This is a genomic window from Nostoc punctiforme PCC 73102, from assembly GCF_000020025.1.
GTDB classification, from domain to species: Bacteria; Cyanobacteriota; Cyanobacteriia; order Cyanobacteriales; family Nostocaceae; genus Nostoc; species Nostoc punctiforme.
Genome location: NC_010628.1, coordinates 5,815,822 through 5,836,749 on the forward strand (window position 1 = coordinate 5,815,822; position 20,928 = coordinate 5,836,749).

General features: G+C 39.4%; 22 protein-coding genes. 5 read left to right on the plus strand and 17 right to left on the minus strand.

The features are described 5' to 3' along the window. Positions 1 to 37: 37 nt before the first annotated feature. From NPUN_RS23650 to NPUN_RS23660, 3 genes are all read left to right on the plus strand, one after another. On the plus strand, positions 38 to 460 hold the full coding sequence (locus tag NPUN_RS23650; RefSeq protein ID WP_041565584.1) for a GxxExxY protein: 423 nt from the start codon (positions 38 to 40) through the stop codon (positions 458 to 460). A 36-nt stretch (positions 461 to 496) separates the two neighbouring features. Continuing rightward, entirely contained in the window at positions 497 to 1,762 is a 1,266-nt protein-coding gene (locus NPUN_RS23655) for an MFS transporter (protein WP_012410999.1), read from the plus strand. Positions 1,763 to 1,892: 130 nt separating this feature from the next. Then, the gene (locus NPUN_RS23660; RefSeq protein WP_012411000.1) at positions 1,893 to 2,849 is read left to right on the plus strand and encodes an N-acetylglucosamine kinase; all 957 of its coding nucleotides are present in this window, start codon (positions 1,893 to 1,895) and stop codon (positions 2,847 to 2,849) included. 26 nt (positions 2,850 to 2,875) lie between these two features. Here NPUN_RS23660 and NPUN_RS23665 read toward each other — a convergent pair whose 3' ends face one another. The 6 genes from NPUN_RS23665 to NPUN_RS23690 form a co-directional block, all read right to left on the minus strand. Continuing rightward, positions 2,876 to 3,616 carry a dienelactone hydrolase family protein gene (locus NPUN_RS23665; protein ID WP_012411001.1) on the minus strand — a complete coding sequence of 247 codons (741 nt, stop codon included), beginning with the start codon at positions 3,614 to 3,616 and terminating at the stop codon, positions 2,876 to 2,878. Between the two features lie 379 nt (positions 3,617 to 3,995). Then, positions 3,996 to 5,510, minus strand: coding sequence for a GH3 family acyl-acid amido synthetase (locus NPUN_RS23670; RefSeq protein WP_012411002.1), 1,515 nt, complete (start codon positions 5,508 to 5,510; stop codon positions 3,996 to 3,998). Beyond that, positions 5,510 to 6,118, minus strand: a complete 609-nt coding sequence (locus NPUN_RS23675; protein ID WP_012411003.1) for a hypothetical protein — start codon at positions 6,116 to 6,118, stop codon at positions 5,510 to 5,512. The genes NPUN_RS23670 and NPUN_RS23675 overlap by 1 nt, the downstream gene beginning before the upstream one ends. Then, positions 6,115 to 6,867 carry a sterol desaturase family protein gene (locus NPUN_RS23680; protein ID WP_012411004.1) on the minus strand — a complete coding sequence of 251 codons (753 nt, stop codon included), beginning with the start codon at positions 6,865 to 6,867 and terminating at the stop codon, positions 6,115 to 6,117. The genes NPUN_RS23675 and NPUN_RS23680 overlap by 4 nt, the downstream gene beginning before the upstream one ends. A gap of 64 nt (positions 6,868 to 6,931) precedes the next feature. Continuing rightward, positions 6,932 to 7,954, minus strand: a complete 1,023-nt coding sequence (locus NPUN_RS23685; protein WP_012411005.1) for an aromatic ring-hydroxylating dioxygenase subunit alpha — start codon at positions 7,952 to 7,954, stop codon at positions 6,932 to 6,934. 176 nt (positions 7,955 to 8,130) lie between these two features. Then, positions 8,131 to 8,922 carry an IS5 family transposase gene (locus tag NPUN_RS23690; RefSeq protein ID WP_012411006.1) on the minus strand — a complete coding sequence of 264 codons (792 nt, stop codon included), beginning with the start codon at positions 8,920 to 8,922 and terminating at the stop codon, positions 8,131 to 8,133. A gap of 212 nt (positions 8,923 to 9,134) precedes the next feature. Between NPUN_RS23690 and NPUN_RS23695 the strand changes: the two genes are divergently transcribed. Next, positions 9,135 to 10,766, plus strand: coding sequence for a pentapeptide repeat-containing protein (locus NPUN_RS23695; RefSeq protein ID WP_148220352.1), 1,632 nt, complete (start codon positions 9,135 to 9,137; stop codon positions 10,764 to 10,766). A 59-nt stretch (positions 10,767 to 10,825) separates the two neighbouring features. Here the strand turns inward: NPUN_RS23695 and NPUN_RS23700 are convergent, their stop codons facing one another. The 8 genes from NPUN_RS23700 to NPUN_RS23735 all read right to left on the minus strand — a co-directional run bounded on the left by NPUN_RS23700 (position 10,826) and on the right by NPUN_RS23735 (position 17,954). Further along, entirely contained in the window at positions 10,826 to 11,116 is a 291-nt protein-coding gene (locus NPUN_RS23700; protein WP_012411008.1) for a 2Fe-2S iron-sulfur cluster-binding protein, read from the minus strand. 18 nt (positions 11,117 to 11,134) lie between these two features. Beyond that, positions 11,135 to 12,340, minus strand: coding sequence for a hypothetical protein (locus tag NPUN_RS23705; protein ID WP_012411009.1), 1,206 nt, complete (start codon positions 12,338 to 12,340; stop codon positions 11,135 to 11,137). 39 nt (positions 12,341 to 12,379) lie between these two features. Continuing rightward, positions 12,380 to 13,285 carry a ferritin-like domain-containing protein gene (locus NPUN_RS23710; RefSeq protein ID WP_012411010.1) on the minus strand — a complete coding sequence of 302 codons (906 nt, stop codon included), beginning with the start codon at positions 13,283 to 13,285 and terminating at the stop codon, positions 12,380 to 12,382. After that, positions 13,269 to 14,330 (minus strand): aromatic ring-hydroxylating dioxygenase subunit alpha, encoded by a 1,062-nt coding sequence (locus NPUN_RS23715; protein WP_012411011.1) that lies wholly within the window; start codon positions 14,328 to 14,330, stop codon positions 13,269 to 13,271. Before NPUN_RS23715 ends, NPUN_RS23710 begins: the two co-directional genes overlap by 17 nt. A gap of 5 nt (positions 14,331 to 14,335) precedes the next feature. Further along, positions 14,336 to 15,076 (minus strand): hypothetical protein, encoded by a 741-nt coding sequence (locus NPUN_RS23720; protein WP_012411012.1) that lies wholly within the window; start codon positions 15,074 to 15,076, stop codon positions 14,336 to 14,338. 260 nt (positions 15,077 to 15,336) lie between these two features. Further along, complete coding sequence (locus NPUN_RS23725; RefSeq protein WP_012411013.1) at positions 15,337 to 16,341, minus strand: aromatic ring-hydroxylating oxygenase subunit alpha; 1,005 nt, start codon at positions 16,339 to 16,341, stop codon at positions 15,337 to 15,339. Next, positions 16,325 to 16,747 (minus strand): Mpo1-like protein, encoded by a 423-nt coding sequence (locus NPUN_RS23730; RefSeq protein ID WP_012411014.1) that lies wholly within the window; start codon positions 16,745 to 16,747, stop codon positions 16,325 to 16,327. Before NPUN_RS23730 ends, NPUN_RS23725 begins: the two co-directional genes overlap by 17 nt. A gap of 430 nt (positions 16,748 to 17,177) precedes the next feature. Further along, positions 17,178 to 17,954: a uracil-DNA glycosylase family protein gene (locus tag NPUN_RS23735; RefSeq protein ID WP_012411016.1), complete on the minus strand. Its 777-nt coding sequence runs from the start codon at positions 17,952 to 17,954 to the stop codon at positions 17,178 to 17,180. 109 nt (positions 17,955 to 18,063) lie between these two features. Here NPUN_RS23735 and NPUN_RS23740 point away from each other — a divergent pair, with 109 nt between their 5' ends. Further along, positions 18,064 to 18,378 carry a helix-turn-helix domain-containing protein gene (locus tag NPUN_RS23740; protein WP_012411017.1) on the plus strand — a complete coding sequence of 105 codons (315 nt, stop codon included), beginning with the start codon at positions 18,064 to 18,066 and terminating at the stop codon, positions 18,376 to 18,378. Between the two features lie 55 nt (positions 18,379 to 18,433). Here NPUN_RS23740 and NPUN_RS23745 read toward each other — a convergent pair whose 3' ends face one another. From NPUN_RS23745 to NPUN_RS23755, 3 genes are all read right to left on the minus strand, one after another. Continuing rightward, complete coding sequence (locus tag NPUN_RS23745; protein WP_012411018.1) at positions 18,434 to 20,140, minus strand: N-acyl-D-amino-acid deacylase family protein; 1,707 nt, start codon at positions 20,138 to 20,140, stop codon at positions 18,434 to 18,436. Between the two features lie 119 nt (positions 20,141 to 20,259). Then, positions 20,260 to 20,640 carry a PIN domain-containing protein gene (locus NPUN_RS23750; protein ID WP_012411019.1) on the minus strand — a complete coding sequence of 127 codons (381 nt, stop codon included), beginning with the start codon at positions 20,638 to 20,640 and terminating at the stop codon, positions 20,260 to 20,262. Positions 20,641 to 20,649: 9 nt separating this feature from the next. Further along, positions 20,650 to 20,910 (minus strand): hypothetical protein, encoded by a 261-nt coding sequence (locus NPUN_RS23755; RefSeq protein ID WP_012411020.1) that lies wholly within the window; start codon positions 20,908 to 20,910, stop codon positions 20,650 to 20,652. Positions 20,911 to 20,928 lie beyond the last annotated feature (18 nt).

Here is a 20,928-nt window from a genome sequence, read left to right on the forward strand (position 1 = left end):
CTCTAATAAATTTTGCCACAGGGTTGGAGAGGGATTGATGGAAACGAGCCGCAGAGGCGCAGAGAACGCGGAGGGAAGAGAGTTAGGAGAGGAAATGAATCGGCTTACGGGCGAGGTGATTGGGGCGGCGATTGAGGTGCATAGGGTGTTGGGGCCAGGGTTTTTGGAGGAGGTGTATAAGGAAGCGTTGATTATAGAATTTTTCAGGTGCGGGATACCCCATCTGGTTGAGAAGTCGGTAACAGTAAATTACAAAGGACATGAAGTAGCCAAGGGAAGATTAGATTTTCTGGTTGCCAATTGTTTAATTGTGGAATTAAAAGCTGTTCAAAATTTAGCCCCAATCCACGAAGCTCAAGTCCTCTCATACCTTAAAATGACTAATTACCCCTTAACCCTTCTCATCAACTTTAACGTCCCCCTCCTCAAAGACGGCATCAAACGCATCATCCTCTCTTAATCTCTCTGCGCCCTCTGCGGTTCGTTCCCTAAACCCATGAAACACCAAACAACCTCCCCTTGGACATTCATCCCCACCCTATATTTCACCTCCGGCATACCTTACATCATCATCAACACAGTTTCCGTAATCTTTTACAAAAAACTGGGAATAGATAATACTCAAATCGCCTTGTGGACAAGTTTTCTCTATTTACCTTGGGTCATCAAAATGTTTTGGGCCCCAATTGTCGATACTTACTCTACCAAACGCAAATGGATAATTTACACCCAATTTGCCATGTTCTGCTGCTTGGGTTTGATAGCCATCTCCTTACAACTGCCAAATTTCTTTTTCATCTCTCTCACAGCATTAACAATAGGAGCATTTATTTCTGCAACTTATGACATTGCGACAGATGGCTTCTATCTCCTCGTTTTATCTCCAGAACAACAAGCCTTCTTTGTTGGTATTCGCTCACTATTTTATCGAATGGCTGTTATCTTCGGTTCAGGAATATTAGTAGTTTTAGCAGGTCAGCTTGAAGTATCACTTAATAATATTCCTTTAAGTTGGACTCTAGCTATTGGCTTCTCAGCTTTAATTTTGGCAATCCTATTTATTTCTCATCGCCTATTTTTACCCTTACCTGAATCAGATAACAAACAACAGCTACAGGTTACAGAAAAAATCCCCTTTTTGTCAATCATTAGCTCATATTTTGCTCAAGATAAAATTATAAATATTTTAGCATTTATATTGCTTTACAGACTTGGTGAAGCAATGCTTGTCAAAATAGCTTCTTTATTTTTATTGGACAAACCAGAAGTAGGTGGTTTAGGGCTATCAACGTCAGATGTAGGATTAGTCTACGGTACATTTGGGGTAATCTCCCTAATCTGTGGAGGAATTTTAGGAGGCTTACTAATTTCTAAATATGGATTAAAAAAATGTCTTTTTCCTATGGCTTTAGCTTTGAATTTACCTGATATATTTTATGTGTATATGGCTTACACAAAGCCTTCACTCACATTAGTCTATCCCTTGGTTTCCTTGGAACAATTTGGATATGGTTTTGGATTTACAGCTTTTAGTGTTTATTTAATGTATATTTGCCAAGGTGAATATAAAACCTCTCATTTTGCCATATCTACTGGCATTATGGCTTTAGGAATGATGTTACCTGGATTAGTTAGCGGTTATTTACAAAAAGAACTTGGCTATCCACTATTTTTTGTCTTGGTTTGTTTGCTGACTATTCCTGGGATGATTGCTCTATTTTTTATTCCTTTAAAGGAAGAACCGAAGCGTCGCAATAGTTAGTATTATTACAACAAATTTATAGCAATTTCAAATGAGTTATAAAAAATAGAATTATAATCGAACCACAGAGGCGCAGAGAACACAGAGAGATAAGAAATATATATTTTGACAGATGATTTAGGACTGCTATATGAGTTATGTTTTGGGGATAGATGGCGGCGGTAGCAAGACTGTTTGTGTCTTGATGGATGATTTGCGTCAAGTACTAGGTCGCGGTGAAGCAGGCCCATCTAACTATCAGAGTATAGGTATTGAAGCAACTTTACAATCTATTCAATCTGCAATTCACAATGCGGTTGAGGCAGCAATAATTACAAATACTGTGAATATTGACGCTATATGTTTGGGTTTATCAGGTGTAGGTCGTGTAACAGATATCGAAGTAGTAAAAGGTTTAGTTAAAGAGTTACAAAATAACAAATTGCGTATTAATTGGGTATTAAAACCAGCCAATATTGTAATTTGTAACGACGCTTTGATTGCCTTAGTTGGCGGAATTGGTCATCCTGTAGGAATTGTGGTTGCAGCAGGTACTGGTTCGATAGTTTTTGGGCGAGATCATGAAGGACAGACCAAACGAGTTGGCGGCTGGGGGTATATTCTAGGAGATGAAGGTAGCGCCTATAAAATTGCGATCGCAGGCATGAACGCAGCATTAAAATCTTATGATGGACGAGAAATACCAACGAGTTTGGTAGATGGTTTCAAACAGCATCTTGGTTTGGAAACTATAGAAGATTTAATAGAAGTAATATATCGGCGAGAATGGGGAGTTAAACAGATCGCTGCTTTAGCACCAATTGTAGATTTTGCAGCAGCGTCAGGTGATATAGTAGCGAATATTATAATTGACGATGCTGTAAAAGAATTAGTAAAAGCTACATCTACAGTAATTGATGCGATTTTTAGTGCTGACTCAGTTTTAGAAGTAGTCACAACAGGAGGTGTCTGGCGGGGTAGATGCAATATCCATGAAAGATTTGCAGCGTCTCTTGTTAAGAAATTTCCTAATGTAAACGTGATTTTTCCAAGGTATGAGCCTGCTTACGGTGCTGGTTTATTAGCGTTGCAGACAACTCAAAATTGACGCAAAGAAAGCAATAATAGGAGTTTTCAGTCTGCAAATATGCGTCCCAAGAAAGTTACTATTTCAGACCAAGCTGCGGTGGTAGCACTAGAATCATAACGATAACCGTCGTCACGCATGAATGTATGTTCTGCTTCATACAAGAAAACTTGGTAAGGTATGTTAACATTTTCAACTGCTTTTATTATGGTTTGGCGATCGCTATCTGGTATATGAGGGTCAAGAGTACCGAACACCATTAGCATCTCACCTTGGATTTCATTTACCCTGTGGATTGTATCGGCTACCTCTTTACCCAGTTTGCCACTGGGAATACCAGTCGGGTAACAGCAGACACAAGCACGAATTTCGCTTTGAAATGCTGCGCGGAATGCTAGATGTCCACCAATACAAAAGCCTAGAGTGCCTATTTGATTTGGAGAAACTGCACTCTCTCCTTTAAGGAATTCAATCACAGCAAGGCAATCGGCATCATAATCAGCTACGGAGGTTCGACGAGCATCGTCATTTCCCCGCATCCTTCCCAGATCATCTGGCTCTATTACTAAACCAACTGGCTCTATTCGGTGAAAAATCTCTGGGGCTGCTACTACATAGCCATATCCTGCTAAGTAGTTAGCTAGACGAATCATTGGATCGCCTAGCTGATAAATATCACTGTAAAAGACAATACCAGGGTATTTTCCTGCTGCTTTAGGAGCCGCAACATAAACACGCATTAAACTGCCATCGACTCTTAACTCAACGTTGCGCTTAGTAATTTGCACTTTTTTGTCTCCGTGTATATCAATATGGCATCTAGCGATCGCCTTATCGCAATAATCCCCTTAGAGATGCGTTAGCGTTGTAAGACGAAGTACAGCCCAATGCCATTTCGCGTCTTTAATATTGAACTGGTTGTAGTATTCTTCTACATTTTTCAAAATTTACAGAACGAAATTACATTAATTTATTGATGGTAAAAAACATTCTATCTCCGGTATGCACATCTGTGCGTCCATATAAATGTGCTTTTTAAGACTTAAGTATTTCCAAGGAATAAATTATCCAAATCAACTTACCACAGAGGCAATCGCAGATGATGACTATTGGGAAATTACTAAATAAACAAGGACAGCAAGGAAATCATCAAGATCCAGAGGTTAGCTATTTCTGGCCAATTTCCAACTTCAACTCTTGTAGAAATTCAGTGCTAATGGGTGATGTTGCCAGAATTGGATGTTTAATACCTCCCCAAATACTTCCAGTGCGGATACGATGGGAAACTAATATTTCAGGAATTTGACTAGAGATTAAGACCTTTGCTGGTGCAAGTTGACCGATGGCTCTAGCTCTTTTGTAATGATATGATTCTGATAAAGCCAGATCCAATTGTTCGGCAATAATTTCTGGGCTTTCTTTTGCCGAATCTAGTAATAGAATATAGTGTGGAGGATCGGCAGTGGGCATCAAAGTTTTAAAATTAGTTTCTTGCAAGTTCAACATAGTCAGAGCATTATTTACAAAAGTTTCTTGCAACTTTTCGCCCACCAAATCACTAATAGCTTGATGTCGTCCGATAAACTCTAAGCAGGCAGTGTGGCGATAGTAATGAGTTACCCGGATGCGATCGCCAATTCGATAACGATACAATCCGCCTTTCTGCGATAAAATGATCGTGTATTCCTTGCCAATGTTGAGTTCATGTAAACCATGCAGGGAACCAGTATCATCCTCGAACTCGAAAAATACTTCATCGAGAACTGGCACACATCCCCCAGCGACAATCAAGGGAATCGTCATTGGGGCTTCGGTTGCTAGTAGTCCTTTACCTTGAATTAATACACCTGGAAATTGCGATCTTAATCCTTGCGCTTGATCTGCTGCATTGGCACTATCCCAGCAAGAAATCAGCTTCAAATTTGGCCAAAGTTGCATCCAGGAAATATTGCTTTCGCCCAGGTATTGCAAGCGATGATCTGAAATCCGATTGTGTAATTCTGTTCGCAATAAATCCTGATTTTCTTGAATATATTTTAAATGTACTTGGAGAAAGCTAGGGCTCCAAATAGAAATAATTTCTAATTTTTCAGCCTCTAATAATGCCAAAGCCAGTTGATGTTTAAACAAGTTCGCGTCATGCAGCCGATTAAGTTTATTTGGCATCACCAACCAAGGACGCAAAAACCAACGCAACCAGCCATCTAAGTAATCTAAATCATCCTGTAAATTTTGGCTATCAGCTAAATTTAATTGCGGCGAGATACAAGCATAAAGTTTGCCTGTGGAAAATTTCGGCCCATGTACAATCAAATCATGCGCCCATACACAAAACATCTGATTAAACGATCGCCGCAAAGATTGAGTATAAGGAATCCATTTTACTGCCCCACTACTGCCAGAGGTTTTTTCATAGAATAAAATGGGTTCGGGAGTGAGGGAAATTTGCTGCTGTTTCTGATTTAACCAGGGTTCGAGCGCATCATAATCTACAGTTGGCACACGCTGCCAATCATCTACAGAATGAATCCCCAAAGTTTTACCATACTCACTCTTGATTAGGCGATCGCAAATTTCCTTCTGTACAGATGTCTGCATTAACTCTGGGTTATCCAAAGCTTGATAAAATCGCCTCGCCGTTGGCGCGAGGATTTGCCCAAAAAGCTGAATAATCGGACGCATTATTGCACCTTTTGATTAGGATAAAGATTGGTGGCTGCTGGTAAATAAGAACCATCATCAATGACTACACCAGCAGCAAGATTAGATCCAGCTCCCACAAAAACATTGCTGCCAATCTTGACATTTTTGACATACAACATTAAATTTTGCTTGCGGGGTTTAATGATGTGAGAATAGATACCTACACCATGCCCAATAACGACGCGATCGCCAATTTCTAACAAACTGCGATCGGCAATCTCCAATCTTGTTGTCCAGTATACATCTCGCCCCACTTTAGCACCCCACAATCGCAACCAGCATGAAAACGCCCCCGGAATCAGTCGCAGCACTGCTTCCAACACCGGAATTGCAATATAAATTACCTGGATTTGATGACTACCCCACCAGGGACTATATTCCTTACCTTGTAGATAACTAATGCCCTCCCGCACAGGATAAACCCGTTCATGCAAGCGGTAAACTAGCACTGGTAGCCCATAAATAGAAAGGAACACCCCCAGAATGCTGAAGATGTTGGGTGAATAGGCGAGGTAGACTATTGCTGCCCCAGTTAGCAATAATATAAAGGTGGGAAATAACGAAAGAATTTTACTTAGAACTGTCATGAAAATGGAAACAAAAGTTTTTGAAACAAGTTTAATGAGCTAGGAATTCCGATTATAGACGGCACTTTTTTGCTTTCATAATATGTTCCATGTAACTTATCCCAAATTTTCAGATTAGCCCCATAGTTATAATTATGTATTTCCCGACAATGATGCCAAGCATGATCCTGTGGTAAGATTAACCAAGAACATAAAAATTGATAAAGCCAACTACTTTCAGGAATTATCAAGCTGCTATGTCGCCATAAATCTAAGGCAGAAGTTAGACTTACTCCAAGTAAATAACCTGTTGGATCGGCTAACAGATACAAAAATAAAGTGTGTATCCATAAATAAATAATTAATAAGCTCGTCCAAAGTGTGTTACGAGAAGTTCCTAAGACATCCATCTGAGTAACAGTATGATGAACTTGATGAACTTTCCACAATAATTTAGTATGTAATAAACGATGATTCCAATAATATAAATAGTCAACTATAACAAAACTGATAACAAAAGTCGTAACTAATGATACTTTTAAATATCCTTGTTGAGCGGGTAGTAAATATTGATAAAGCCAATAAACTAAACTAGCTTGTAGTAAAGGAATCAATATTCCTTGAATGGTTAATCCTGTAACATCTAGCAACCAATCTTCACGACTTTTAACTTTGAGTTGAGTTCGTCTAACCTGATTGGTAATAGTCCAACCAATTAATCCGAGAAAAGAGCCAAAAATTAGTAATTGTGAAAAGTTTTGTATTCCCACTTATGATTACACACACTTGATTTTAATCAATTACGAATTACGAATTACGAATTACGAATTATTTTCAGACCCAAAATGTAACTTTTACTGATTGATTTGGCAATAAACGCGGATCTTCTCCACGAGATATAGCTGCCATAATTGACTCTACAAATATATGAATTGTGTCCGCAGGCGTATTATAAAATTGTGTCCCGTATTTAGCGATCGCTTCCCCCTGAATACCCAAAATTTCCACGTCTTGGCGGATAATATGTTGAGCAGTCCACCGCACAAAGGGACGCGCTAATTTATTCCAGATACCGTAGTTATAGGTGACATCTGTGTAAACCAGAGTTGAATTATCAGTTTCTGGAATAGATTGACTGGTAATAAATAAATGACGATTGCGTGCCATTTTATACTCTACAGAAGTAATGTTTGGCATATAAAAGCGATCGCTATGTTTAATCTCTGCACTCTGTAAATTCAGAAAACGGCTGTACCATCCCAAATTACTGTTTTCGTTGCGATACTCCACCAAAACCGAACCATTCCACCGTTCAACAGTCATCTCTAACTTTTGTTGGCGGGAAGTACGGAAAACACCAGGATGAACAAAAGCCGTATGGGGAATATCAATAAAGTTCTCCGCACAATTAGTAACATTGTTAGCAAAACGGTTAATTACCCGTACCGTCTCCCATCCTGTTTGTCCGTAGTGAGGCATAGAAAAGGGTTCAAAATCAACGCTTGGTGTATCGGCTAACCGCACATAAACATAGCCATCTTGTTCCTTGGTAGCGTAACACTTGGCTCGACGCTGCGGGGAAGGTTTGAAGTCATTTCCTTCGGCTGGAACAGCAATAACGTTTCCAACCCCGTCATATACCCAACCATGATAGGGACATTGTAAAGCACCGTTACAGATTTTACCTGATGATAGACGGCTATTGCGGTGTAAACAGCGATCGCGCAAAGCTACGGGTTGTCCATCTTCACCGCGAAATATCGCTAACCATTCTCCTAAAACGGTGCGTGGTAATACCTTGTTAGGTTGTAGTTGGTTGCTAAGTGCGACAATATACCAAAAGTCTGCGAATTGCATAGTGGGTGAGAGCGATCATTTCTAGATAAGGCTACAGGTTTAGCATAAAGTAATCCTAAAGTTTGCCGTCCGATTTATGATACAGATGTGTTATGCTGACCAATTCTCTGAATCAGGATATCAAACTGAAACAGTCAGTCTAAGAGGGTGTTTGAAAAGTTTTTAGATGTTAAAGATTATGCTAATCGCCTAACCATAATCCGGATCATGGCAAGATAAATAAAAGTCTCGGATGTTTCAGGCAATAGCTCATAGTCTCTAACCAATCGCCGACATCCCATTAACCAACCAAAAGTACGTTCAACAACCCAACGTTTTTTGAGCAAAACAAAGCCCTTGGCTGGTTCTGGTCGCAAAACCACCTGCACAATCCAACGGCAAAAATTCATCACCCATTGCATAAACGAATCGCCATCAAAGCCGCCATCAACCCAAATAGTTGTCAAGCGAGATATATTTTGTTTGGAGTGTTTGACCCGTTTGAGAACTTGTTTGCCCCCAGAACGCTCACCAACATTGGCTGCTGTTACCAAGACTTGTAGCACCAATCCCAAGGTATCAACCGTTATAAATCGCTTACGTCCTTTAATATTCTTTGCACCATCAAAACCAACGGATTGATTAACCATCGCTGCACTTTTAACACTTTGACTGTCGATGATCGCTTCAGATGGGCTTGGGTGACGTTGATTTTCAATCCGAATCCATTCCCTGAGACGGTCATGAATTTTCACCCAAGTTCCGTCTTTACGCCAATTGCGAAAATATCTATAGACTGTCTGCCAAGCGGGAAAATCTCCTGGTAGCGATCGCCATCTCACTCCTTCTACCAGAATGTAGAAAATCGCATTGAGAACTTCCCACATATCGACTTCACGCTTACGACCACCCGGTTTCGCTTCTGGAATTAGGTCACTCATAAACTCATATTGTGCCAGGGTCAGGTTACTGGGGTATGCTTTACCCATATTCCTCTCTCGGTGCTGTTTACTATCTATTCACAGCCTATACCGAGAGAGCTTTTTTACAACTTTTCCGACTTTTCAAACATCCTCTAAATAATTATTCCATACCACTCTCAGTTAGCTGTTTTATCAAATAGAATTTGCTATTAACCTTATTCTGAAAGCAAGTAAATATACCTAAGTTAAAAGATATTGTTCCTCTGGGACTTATTGTGGTGTCTATTGTTGTGGGTGCAGGCTATTGGTTCAGTCAAAAACATCAGCTTGAATCCTTTGTACAACAAATAGACTCGATCAAAATCAATCAGAATAAACCGATTGAGCCTAAAGACTATATTGCGATGAGGCGTGATATTCTTACTTTACAGAACACGTTTAACAGTTCTGTATTTCAATTAGTTAGTGGCTTGCTTTTTTTCGTAACTGCATATACAGCATGGCTCAATCTAGTAGCTTCAGAAAAAAAACAGATAGCCGAAAGATTTGCTAAGGCCGTCGATCAGCTAGGCAGTAATGAATTAGGTGTTAGAGTGGGTGGAATTTTCGCACTCGAACAAATTGCTCGGAGTTCTCCAGAAGAACACTGGACAGTAATAGAAGTTCTAACATCTTATATTAGAGATCAATCACTGAAAGGAAAATCAGTATTTAAACCAGAACCTGAAGTAGAGGAGAATCAATCAGGAGAATCTACATATCAATCAATTTTGAAAAAAATTAGAACAGAGCAGTCAATTTCAGTAACAACTGACATTCAAGCAGCATTAACAGTAATTTGTAGACGTAATAACAAGCAAGATCCGAGAGATATAGTTATAGACCTTAGCTTTTGTGATATTAGAGGTGCGGATCTAAAAAAGGCTAAACTCAGGAACGCTGATTTGAGAGGAGCTAAAATTTCAGGCGTTAATTTAGAAAATGCAAATCTTTCAAGTGCAAATTTACAAGGAACAGATTTTACAAGATCGGTTCTTAAAGGAGCAAGGTTAAATAAATCCAAGTTAAACAATGCTTTACTTAATGAATCTTATCTAGAAAAAACAGATTTACAGGATTCAGACCTAACTAGTGCCAATCTCAAATATGCCAATCTCAAGTATGCAAAACTCAATCGTGCAAAGCTTAAGCTTGCCATTCTTGTAAAAGCTGAATTACAAGGTGCTAACCTGAGTCAAGCTGAACTAAAACGTACAAATTTAAGAGATGCTATAATCGACGACGGTACTAAGCTTGATGAAAAATGGAAGCGAGTACATCAGGTAAACATGGGTGCAGGCAGAGGTAAAAATTTTGATGAATTTGATTTCAGCGAAGCAATATTAACCAATGCTGATTTTGAAGGATCTAGTTTAAAAAATTCTATTTTTAGCGGGGCAGATATTGGCGGAGCAAATTTTAGAAATGCTGATCTAGAGGGCGCTGCTTTTCGCAAAATAGGTCTGATGACTAGTCTTGATATGGCTGATTTTGGTGATGCTTATCTTAAAGGAGCGATTTTTGAAGAAGCTAGTCTCAAATGTACTAATTTCAGTGGAAAAAATAGAATAACAGATATGAGTGGAGTAGTTTTTCGAGAGGTTAATCTTGCAAGTGCTATTTTTGAGAATGTCCTTCTTAAAAAAGCAAAATTTTTTAGATCAATCCTCCAGGATACAAATTTCCGCCGTTCTAATCTCAAGGAAGCAGAATTTGACAATTGCTATTCCTATACTAACGACACTAGCTTTGAAGAAGCCAATCTTGATAAGGCTATATTTATAGGTTCTCTAGGAAGTGCAAATTTTCGCAATTCAAGTCATCAAAAGGCTAATTTCCAAGGTGCTGATAAATCATCAGCTCAGTTTTAATAGAGCAATAGGCTTGGTGATGGGTAGGATATATAAAAACATTGGAGTATTAACCAAATTTATTGTTCTAGTGTCTGAATTGCGATATTAGCTGTTAGGTCTAACTGGCAGGCTAATCGTGTATTGGGATTTTTGGGTGCTAATGTCTCTAACATTTCCTGTTCATCAAGTTGGGGAGGAGGAATATTACCAATAATTTCAACCAAACAAGTGCCACAAATTCCAGTCCGGCAACCAAACAAAACAGGTGAATTCTGAATCGTGAGATGTTCAGACAAATTTTCATGACATTCCAGAGTGATAGGGACAAAATTGCTACCTGGAAAGGATATCTTACAGAAGTCAGCCATAATACGCAATAATTTTACCTAAACAACACTTTTCCATTCCTCTCTCTGGCTCTGCGTCTCTGCGTGAGATAAAATCAAATCCTCTTTATATTCAAAACCTTGAAAAGCTCTTTTTTGAGTCGCCAAATATCGAGAAATTGAATTAGTAGCCATCAGCGACATATCCCGATTACGTTGCCAAAGATAATCGAGCTTTTCAATATACACTTGATAAGATTTCATCGCCTCCTGATGAGTTGAAAAACTGTACTGTAATCCTTCCGACTCCTCAGTAAAACAACGCCGCATCATTTCTTTAGCATCCATGTCATTCATCTCAAAAATAGGCGATCGCAACACCCGATAAATATTGTGATACAACGCCGGATCGTACCAGAATATCCCGTTAATCGCCGCAGAAAAATGAAAATGATCGCGCTGACATCCCAGCAATCCTAAATTAGCTACCAGTCGCTCAAAAGCAGTTGGTGGCTTAAGACAAGTGACAACATCGTGAGATATAATTGTCGAACTATTGAAGTGAAAGCTTTCATCCATAAAGTGATAATAGGAGACTTTAGCAGGAATTGGAGCAGCTTCAGGATGGGGATGTTTTTGATAATAATTGCTGAGTTTGTGCTGTACTAATTTGCCGTTTAGTGTTCGCACTCCCCTGACAGTGAAATACTGACAAGCCAAAAAAGTATTATTCGCAGAAATCAGCCCAAAGTATTGAAGTTGAATTTTTTTCCACCAATTTTTCAGAGCATTGGTGTCAGCATAAACCATAGTTTCTGTAAAGGGGCCGCGCATGGGGTAGGTAAAGATAAGTTCCCCAAACAACACTTGTTCAACCTGTTTGGCAATTGTGCGGAAAGCGTTAATGTGCGATCGCTCTTGGGCGGATTCTAAATCTAAGGTATCGCAGATTAAGCGGAAATCTTCTTGAGCGTAAAGTCCGGCTGCACTGGTTTGATTGAAAAAGATAGTGGCAATTTCAGCAGAAACAATTTGTGAGTAGTAAGCTACCCAGTAAAGTTGGTTCAAAATTACACGCTGATGTTGACTGGACTGTTCCCATAAAGGTGTACCATATAGCAGGGAAAATTCCTCTGGATTCCAATACTCGTTTTGACAACCTTCATAGCGAAAATTGCTAACTGCTTCATCCATTAAAGCAGTATGATCTTGCTGTTTGTTGCGGGTGTGGTTAATTTGTAATTTGCGATGAATAGTTTTTTCCATATCCGTTTTTATTTCACGCAGAGATAAGACTGATATTTATTACACACATTGATGGGCGGGGAGTGGTTCAAAGGCTCCGCGTTCTTCTAAATTTTGCAGGATAGACTGGGCTGATGTTCCCCCCATGAGCGATCGCAATATTTGTAATCGCGTTCCACTATGGGTTTCAGTATCTAGTTCTTCTAGAATTTGGATTTTTTGCGATCGCGTCAGATGTCCTTTCACTTGTTCGATTGCTGCAAGTACGCTTTGTGGCCCCACCTGTACCATCAACAAAAACTGTGCCAATACATCAAGAATTATTGTTTGACTGAATGCTGAAACAGTAATTTGATTAAACAAGGTAGTTCCAGTAGCGTGATGACGGGATTCAGATTGTAAAAAACTGGAAAAAAGTTCTGCTAAGACTGGATAACGGCATTCCTTTGCTAAACGTCGATAATGGCTTAAACCCCATCCTTCTAAAACGACTTGCAGCACAAACAACAAAACTGTTTTATCTGCACTTTCAACTACTTCTGATAGTAAGCGCAAAAACGGATCATCCGTGCTAGTTACTTCCATTTCTGGTAAAAAATCGCTAATTTGATGAAGGTGGGTAGCTTCATCAGCCGTAAACAATGCATAAAGCATTCGTTCTTCAATTGTTTCTGCTAAGAGTACCATTTTTGCCATGTAGCCAACGCCTGCTTTTTCTATGAAATATGATTCTTCTAACAGGCTGCGGTTGGCAAGTTCTAGAATAGCAGATTGTTCAGTAATATTAGATTCTTGAAAAATATTGACTTGATGTAAATTGAAAAATTCAGCATCCCAATAATTTAATTGTGGGTAATTAACATAATTATTTTGATTGGGTAATGCTGCTGTTAATATCCGTCGCAAACGGTCATCAGAATCTGTGTGTGGTAGGTCAAAACCGACAATGTTATATTTTGAATCCATGTTCAGGGCTAGGTGTTGATAGGGTTTGAATATTTGGATAATTAACAGTGTCCCAAGTTGCCCAGGTTAAAGCTTTCTGGTGATTAACGTGCTGAATAAATTCCAGAATAGATTGATCTGCTTTAGTGGGAGTTTTTAAATCAAACTGAATTGTCTGAAATACCTGTGTATCCCCTTTTGCAAAGTAATTACCAACTTGCTGAGTTAACCATAACAAACCACGATTTAAAACCCATCCCCAAAATCCCGGACGCTTGGGAGTTACAAGAATTGTTTGCCCTTCAGTTTTACCACCTTCTATCATTCGCAGTGTAAATATAATGTAGAAGTGCAGGAAATCCGGCCCTAACGTCACAGTGCCAGTACTGCCATACCAGTAACACATACTATAAGTAACTTCGTTGCGATATAGAGGACGAATTAGGCGAATTAACCAAGAATCATCCCCTCCTCGTGTAGTGTTGCTGAAGGTAATAGCATTAGGGCTGAAGTTTTGAGAATCAAATATAATCTCTAAAGGCAGATTGTGTACTGTATTGAAATGGTGAGCATCAATTGCATTAATTAGCAAGACATTGGGATGGCAGTTTTTGACAAATTTAGTCCCCAATATATAATCACAATCTGCCTGTTCTAGTTCTGGTACAAAAGGCAGCAAACTTGGCTTTTCTTGTCCCACCCAAATCCAAATCATGCCGTACTTTTCTGCCGTATGCCAAGTTTTAATACACACAGGTAGCGGTTTTCCCAAAGAAGGAACATCTACACAAATTCCGCGACTGTCATACTTCCAATTATGAAAAAAACAGCGAATTCCATCACCTTCTACCTTACCTTCTGCTAAATGAGCGCCCATGTGTGGACAATAAGCATCTATAGCTACTACCTGACTACTAACTCCCCGATAAATTGCCAGATTTCTACCTAGCAAAGTTATAGCTTTTACCTTGCCAATTTTTAATTTTTTTGATGGTAATGTCCAGTACCATCCCTCTATAAATTGTGTCGGATTGTTAAACTTTGATTGTGGGTTTGTAGATACCATAAAGATTAAATGAGAACACAATCTTGCACAAATTGTAACGATGATTCTGACTCCCACATCCGTTTTCCAGCACGAGTGAGATTGTCATAGTTAATTTCAGTTAAACAAACTAATTCATCCCCTAATCGATAGCCGGGGTTTTTTTCTTCAAAAAACTGGATATGGGGGTTACTCTGTCTTCCTGTGGGGATTTCAATTAACGCCTCACAGAGAATTTGGGGATGCGGGAAATGGACGATACCAGTTGTTTCTTGGTATAAACTACCATAGTATTCGCGTGCTAAACTCACCATCAGATTTGTAACATCGGCAGGTGTTGTAACATCATAACGCGGATAGAAATCTTGCCAAAAAGTAGGGAGAAAACGATAAGTGCGAAAACCAGAGCAAATTAGCAGCCAGTAAAGTTTATTTTCTGCATAGTGTTGACGCAGAAAATTGATAGCGGCAATCCAACTACGTGGTAGTGTTGTACTCGACCAAGCACTAGGATCAACAATAGTGTCGCCGGAATATACCACACTAATTTTTTCTCCCAAAAAAGTCTTTTGGCATAACATCAAAGTTGAAAATCCTTTGAGTGCGTTGGATGTTTCATCCCTCAACAACAAAACCCAGTTTTTGCGTTCTAGATCCATTTGAAACCCATCCCAGGTTATACCTTGGAAGTGATTTTGCAGCAACGCATACATGGCGATGCGATCGCTTGGCTGCAAATTTTTAACAGGAATCAGCAAACTTTTCATTATTCGTAAATTACCTAGACTCGATTTGTATGATATTTCATTAAAACTTTATCGACCATTATGGTAAATTTACGGTGTAATGTGACAGATTCCAGAATGGTTATCTACGCTACAATTCTGTATTCACATCTTGCACCTTTTGCATAAGAGTTGATGTAAATCGCGCACTCTACAAAATAATTAAGATGTATTTAGATTGAGAAACAAAACGCAACATTACCAAAGCTTTTGTTGGGTTAAGCGATCGCTAATCTAATGTACTATTCTACACCCCTATTTTTTGACCATCGAGACGGTTTTAGCTGGTTTACATACTCCATATATTCAGCTAATGGCTTATCAATACTAAGGAGCAACTTTGGATTAAAGCGAATATTGTCGTAAATCTTACCATCCTCATCCCTGAGCATATAGTAAGCCAAGCGTGTACAGAATAACAAAAACTGACTCAGCAAATATCCCACAAGACCTTTACGTTTTTCAGTTACATAAATCGGTTGAATTCTCGTTCTTCCAGGTGCAATTGGAGTATAAGCATATATCATAAACAGTGGGGGAAAAAGCCTAACATCTTTCATCATTGTTAACAACCCAATGCAACCATGAGCATAACGCATTGAATATTGATATGTAGAACCCAGAAATCTTTGGCCTAACTTCTCTCTCCAAGTAGTTTGAGGGAATTGTCCCCGCATTGTAAAGTCTATTTGCGTCCCTAATTCGCTGCGATGTAGCGATAAATCCATTTTGATGTCTAAATGATGAATTGTTTTTAAATGTTGAGCATCAATCCCATTCATCATACAGATATGGTGATGGCAACTTCTTTCAAATGCAATATCAGCTTGTGCAACAATTTCTTTCCCCTTCAATTCATCAAAATCAGTCATTCCCTCTGGTGCTTCAGCATCTGGATAAATCCAGATAAATCCATACTTTTCCTCTATTGCATAAGCTTGCAATTTAGCTTGACTAGGAATTTCTGATTGACAGGGAATATTTTGACAACTTCCTGTTTCATCAAATGCCCAATGATGAAATGTACAGCGAATCCAATTACCATCAACCTTCCCAATTCCTAAATCTGTCCCCAAATGAGGGCAGTAAGCATCTAAAGCCCGTACTTGCCCATCTTCACCTCTAAAAATGGCAATCTTATGACCGCATACTTCTACAGATTTTGCTGTTTTTTTAGGGATTTCATGACTAGGACAGGCAATATACCAACCCTTAGCAATTACATTCCAGTTATTGAATATTTGCATAATTGTTTGATAGATAATTATTTAATATTTCTTGTCGTTGGCGAATATCATCTTGATATTTACCCGTCAAAATTCTAAATAACATTTTACCTAAACAATAAGAAGCCCGCCAAGAAAATACAGCATCTTGTAAATCAATATGGCTACGCTCAAATAAAAAATGTCCGGTTAATCCCAATAATTGAGTTAACGGTAAGCTTAAGAGCAACCAAAAGTTTTGCAACTTCCAAGTATAAAAGAGTAAACCGTAAAAAAAGAATATTCCCAAAATGTGTAGAGTAATATTAATTGGATGTTGATGTTTAAGAATAAAAATATCCCAATAGTCTGTAAAAGGATGATCTATAATTTGATTATTAATTCGATTTCTTACCCTTTGTTTAGGATTAGAATTGATATTAATCATAAGGGAGTGTATGATAAATCAATGTATTTTATACCTTAATAGTCATTATCAGCCACACAAATCCCTTTACATTTAATACCGTTCGTAGCAGTGCGCTGGCAATGAGAACATAGAATTTTTTCGTTTTCTGTTTCTTGAATTATCTCTATACTAGTGCTTGCCTGTAGCTTGTCTTTTTCGGTCTGAAGTTTTTCACTCATAAGAATGGAGGGATTTTTTGCTGTTGAAATTTTACAAGTTATTTAGGAGTGATTATTGGTGAGGCACTATCTAATATAGCAAAGTCATACCTGTCCTGAATAAAGCGATCGCTCCACCTACTATAGGTATTACTTTAATAAAAATCGTGCGTTATATTTTCGTTAACGTAGCGTACAGGAAAAGCGATGCCTACGGCGGGTTGCACCAACGCACTGGCAATTATCCTTGTCTACAACCCTGATAAGTGGGCAAAAACTTTTTCCTGCCAGAAATTAATCCGGTTTTCTCGTGTTGGTGGTTTACCCATTAGTTCACGCCAAGCACCATTTGCTGCACCACTGGGATGAGGAAACTCAAGGGGTTTGACTTCTAATTTTATACTTTTAATGGCGCTACTTGCTTTTTTTCCCCAGGTAATGACCGCAAGTGGTTCAAAAATTTCTAACTCTGCCTTTAGAACTTGAATGAAGCGAGTACAATCTTGCTTGTTCAGAGGAATACCGCGATCGCAACTAGCCTCACTGACCCATAATTTGAAAATGTCTGTGAGGTAAACTCGGTATCCTGCATCTAGTAAGACTTTGATCAAATCAAAGTATAGTCTTGTATTACGCAACTTCTCCCGACAACTCTTCAAGTGTAAAGCGTATGGTGTTGCAATACCAATTTCCTCCACTCTTTTATCACTTTTTCTTAAAGGATCTTGTCCGAGGATAACAACAGTTTTCTTGTTTGAAATATTATTGTTCTTTTCAAGGAGACTGGGAATATCGACTCCAATAACTAAAGCGTCTTCGTAGCATTTCTGAAAACTTTCGTCGTGAGAGTGGGAAATATTTCTGGGAAGCCTCCGATCGTCGGGATAGCCCTCTAATTCAAATTCTTGCTGCATCTCCTCATAGAGAGCTTGTAGTTGACCTTGTGAAATATTCAGAGCTTTAGATAATTCCTTATGCAAGGCTTCAAATTCGTTGGCTTTAAACTGAGAAAACAAGTAATCTGACATAAATTTAGAAGCTATGACCAACACAACATAAATGTAGTTTGTCCATAACTTTCAGTAAATTGATTGATATATCAGATATGATATAAATTCAGTATGGAGGAGTAATTTGATGGATCAATCTAAGAGAGAACGTTTGGAATCTAAAGGCTGGAAAATTGGCACAGTTTCAGATTTTTTGGAGTTAACACTAGAAGAAACTATGTTTGTTGAAATTAAGCTAGCTCTCAGCCAAAACTTGAAAGAGCGTCGACAAAAACTGATGACTCAAAGTGAACTCGCTGCTAAGATTAGTTCTAGCCAGCCTCGAATTGCTAAAGCTGAAAATGGCGATGCTTCAGTATCAATTGAATTGTTGATTCGGGCAATGTTAGCAACAGGTGCAACTCCTCAAGATATTGGGCAGGTGATTGCTGGTGTGGGGTAAAAGCAATTCTATGCTAAACTTTCAAACTTCTCTTTGCGCCTCTGCGTGAGATAATTCAAACAGGAAACAAAACCGTTCCCAACTTTTCACGCCCCAAGCGATCGCTCACTTCACCCCCACAAACAATCCGAACCCCATTAATATAAACAGCTTGCACAATCTCATCTGAACCACGCTTAACCATCCGAGGTTCACCATCTAAAATTGGATCTGATATCTGCACCTGCGGGCTAATTGGCTGATTTAAAGCATTGGGATCGAGTAAAACTATATCCGCTTTCGCACCAACTTTGACAACTCCCGTATCAAGACAAAACCAACCAGCAGGTTCGCCGGTAACGCGGCAAATCGCAGCTTCCGGTGAAAGGAACTTCGTTGCAACTGCTTGTTTGAGCAAAGACAAAGCTCCATCATAGTAGCCCAGGTTACGGACGTGAGCGCCAGCATCGGTAAAACCAGGCAAAATATGGGGATGCTGCATCATCGCTAAACGCGGTTTTAGGCGATCATTTGCTCCTGTGGCCACCCAGCGTAAATCTGTATCGTATTTTTGTAATGCGTGGATAAATAAATCCACTGGTTCTTGTTGGTTTTGACGAGCAATTTCCGCAAAACTTAACCCTTGCCAACTTGCTTCGGGACAGTGGATAACTTCCATCAAATCTAACTGACGATGGAATGATTTACGCCGTTTACTGAGCCATTCTTGGCGAAACTGACGACGGAATATTTCCGATGCCCATAGTTGTTGTCTTTCTTCTCGTGACTGACAGCCATTAAGTTGTGCGCCTGTGGAGAATTCTTCAAATAAGGGAGTCACAGATCCATCAGAGTAAATGGTGAAGGGTTCAGTTAGGGTTTGAAAGCGCACATTACCATTTAGAAGCCGATTCCAAATAAAAAGTAGGGGGGAAAATATTCGCCATAGGTTGCGATCGTGTACGGCATCTAAGGCTGAGAGGACAGTTAGCCGCAGTGGTTTTTGTCCAATCCCTGAACCCATCCGCAGAATATCTACAAAGGAAGTGAGTCTTTGTAAATTGGGTGTGACTTGAAAAACGCGATCGCACCGTCGACATAAATCTGCCAACATTGCATATTCTTTAAATTTCGCGTGTTGAGAGGGAATTGTGTAGCCTTGCCATTCTCCACTCATTCGATGCCAGGGAAACATATCAATAGAAATGCCAATAAAGCCAGCATCTATTGCATCTCTGGCTATGCGCTGCATAAGATTTAGTTCAAATTTTGTCGGCTGAACCGTTAAGCTACGTTCTAATCCCATCACATGAGCGCGTAAGGCACTGTGTCCAAACATTGGGGCAACATTAGGGCCAAGGGGTAACTGTTGCAAATGCTGTAAATATTCTGCTGGTGTCTGCCAGGAAACCGACTTTTGTAGCCATTTTGCAATCAGCCGATGTGAAAGTGTCTCTACCCTCTGAAAAATATCAGCCAGGATTTGGGGTTCTGCGATCGCAACAGACAAGCTACAGTTACCAATAACCACGCTGGTAACACCATGACGCACTGATTCGCTTAATCCTGGTGCAATTTCTAACTCTAAATCGTAATGAGTATGAATATCGATAAATCCAGGTGTCACCCATAACCCAGAAGCATCAACCACTTCACGCGCTGGGGTAGTTAAGGAGGGTGCAAGGGTGACAATTCGTCCGTTTTGAATGCCGATATCTCCGCGCACAGGTAGAGAGCCTAAGCCATCGAAAATTAATCCGTTTTGAATCAGCAAATCTAACATGATTTATTCCCTTGGCTTCCTTGCAAGTTTTAGGGTATGGCTTTGAAATTCTCTAGCACTTTATCAATAAAAAGTTTGTTTATCTTAGCCTCATATCTTCTAATTCTTTAATTCCAACTTCAGCGCGTATAAGGTTGTGCTGTAGTAAGGTCAGGTATAACCCTATAATGCTTAATATTGAAAGTACATAGCGTAGCTCCTCTGCCAACAGCGCAAGCGGCAATCAAAGCATCAAGTAAGCCTAAATTATCTGATAGGTGATAGCTGGTGAAATTTGATAGAGCAAGCGCACAGTCAGTTTCAGTAGGCCAAATCACGGGTAGGGGAGCAACGAGCTTGAGAGTATTGCGGACTCGTTGAGTATTTTGAGCATTTTGGATGAGTTCCATAACAACCAAGCCAGGAATGCTCGGTACTTCTGGAAGGCTGGCAAACCAAGCAATTGCAGGAGTGTGACCGCGCTGAATGTCAATCAGAATGTCTGTATCCAATAAATACATTAAATTTACCTATGATCGCTCCCGTGTTTCAGCCTGATGGCGCAACTCACGAGCATAGGCTTGACTATCAGTGATATCCGGGCGTGAATTGATTACACCTTCGTTTTGCCAGTATGTAACAAGTTCTGCCCCAGTTTTGGGTAAATTATCTACAGATTTTCTTGTAAATAAAATACGTAAAATATATTCTGATAAGGGTAAATTGAGTTGAGAGGCTTCAGTGTAAAGTTCGTTTTCTAGTTCTGCTGGCAGGTTAAGGTTAATACTCATCTCGCTCTTTGTGTCTAG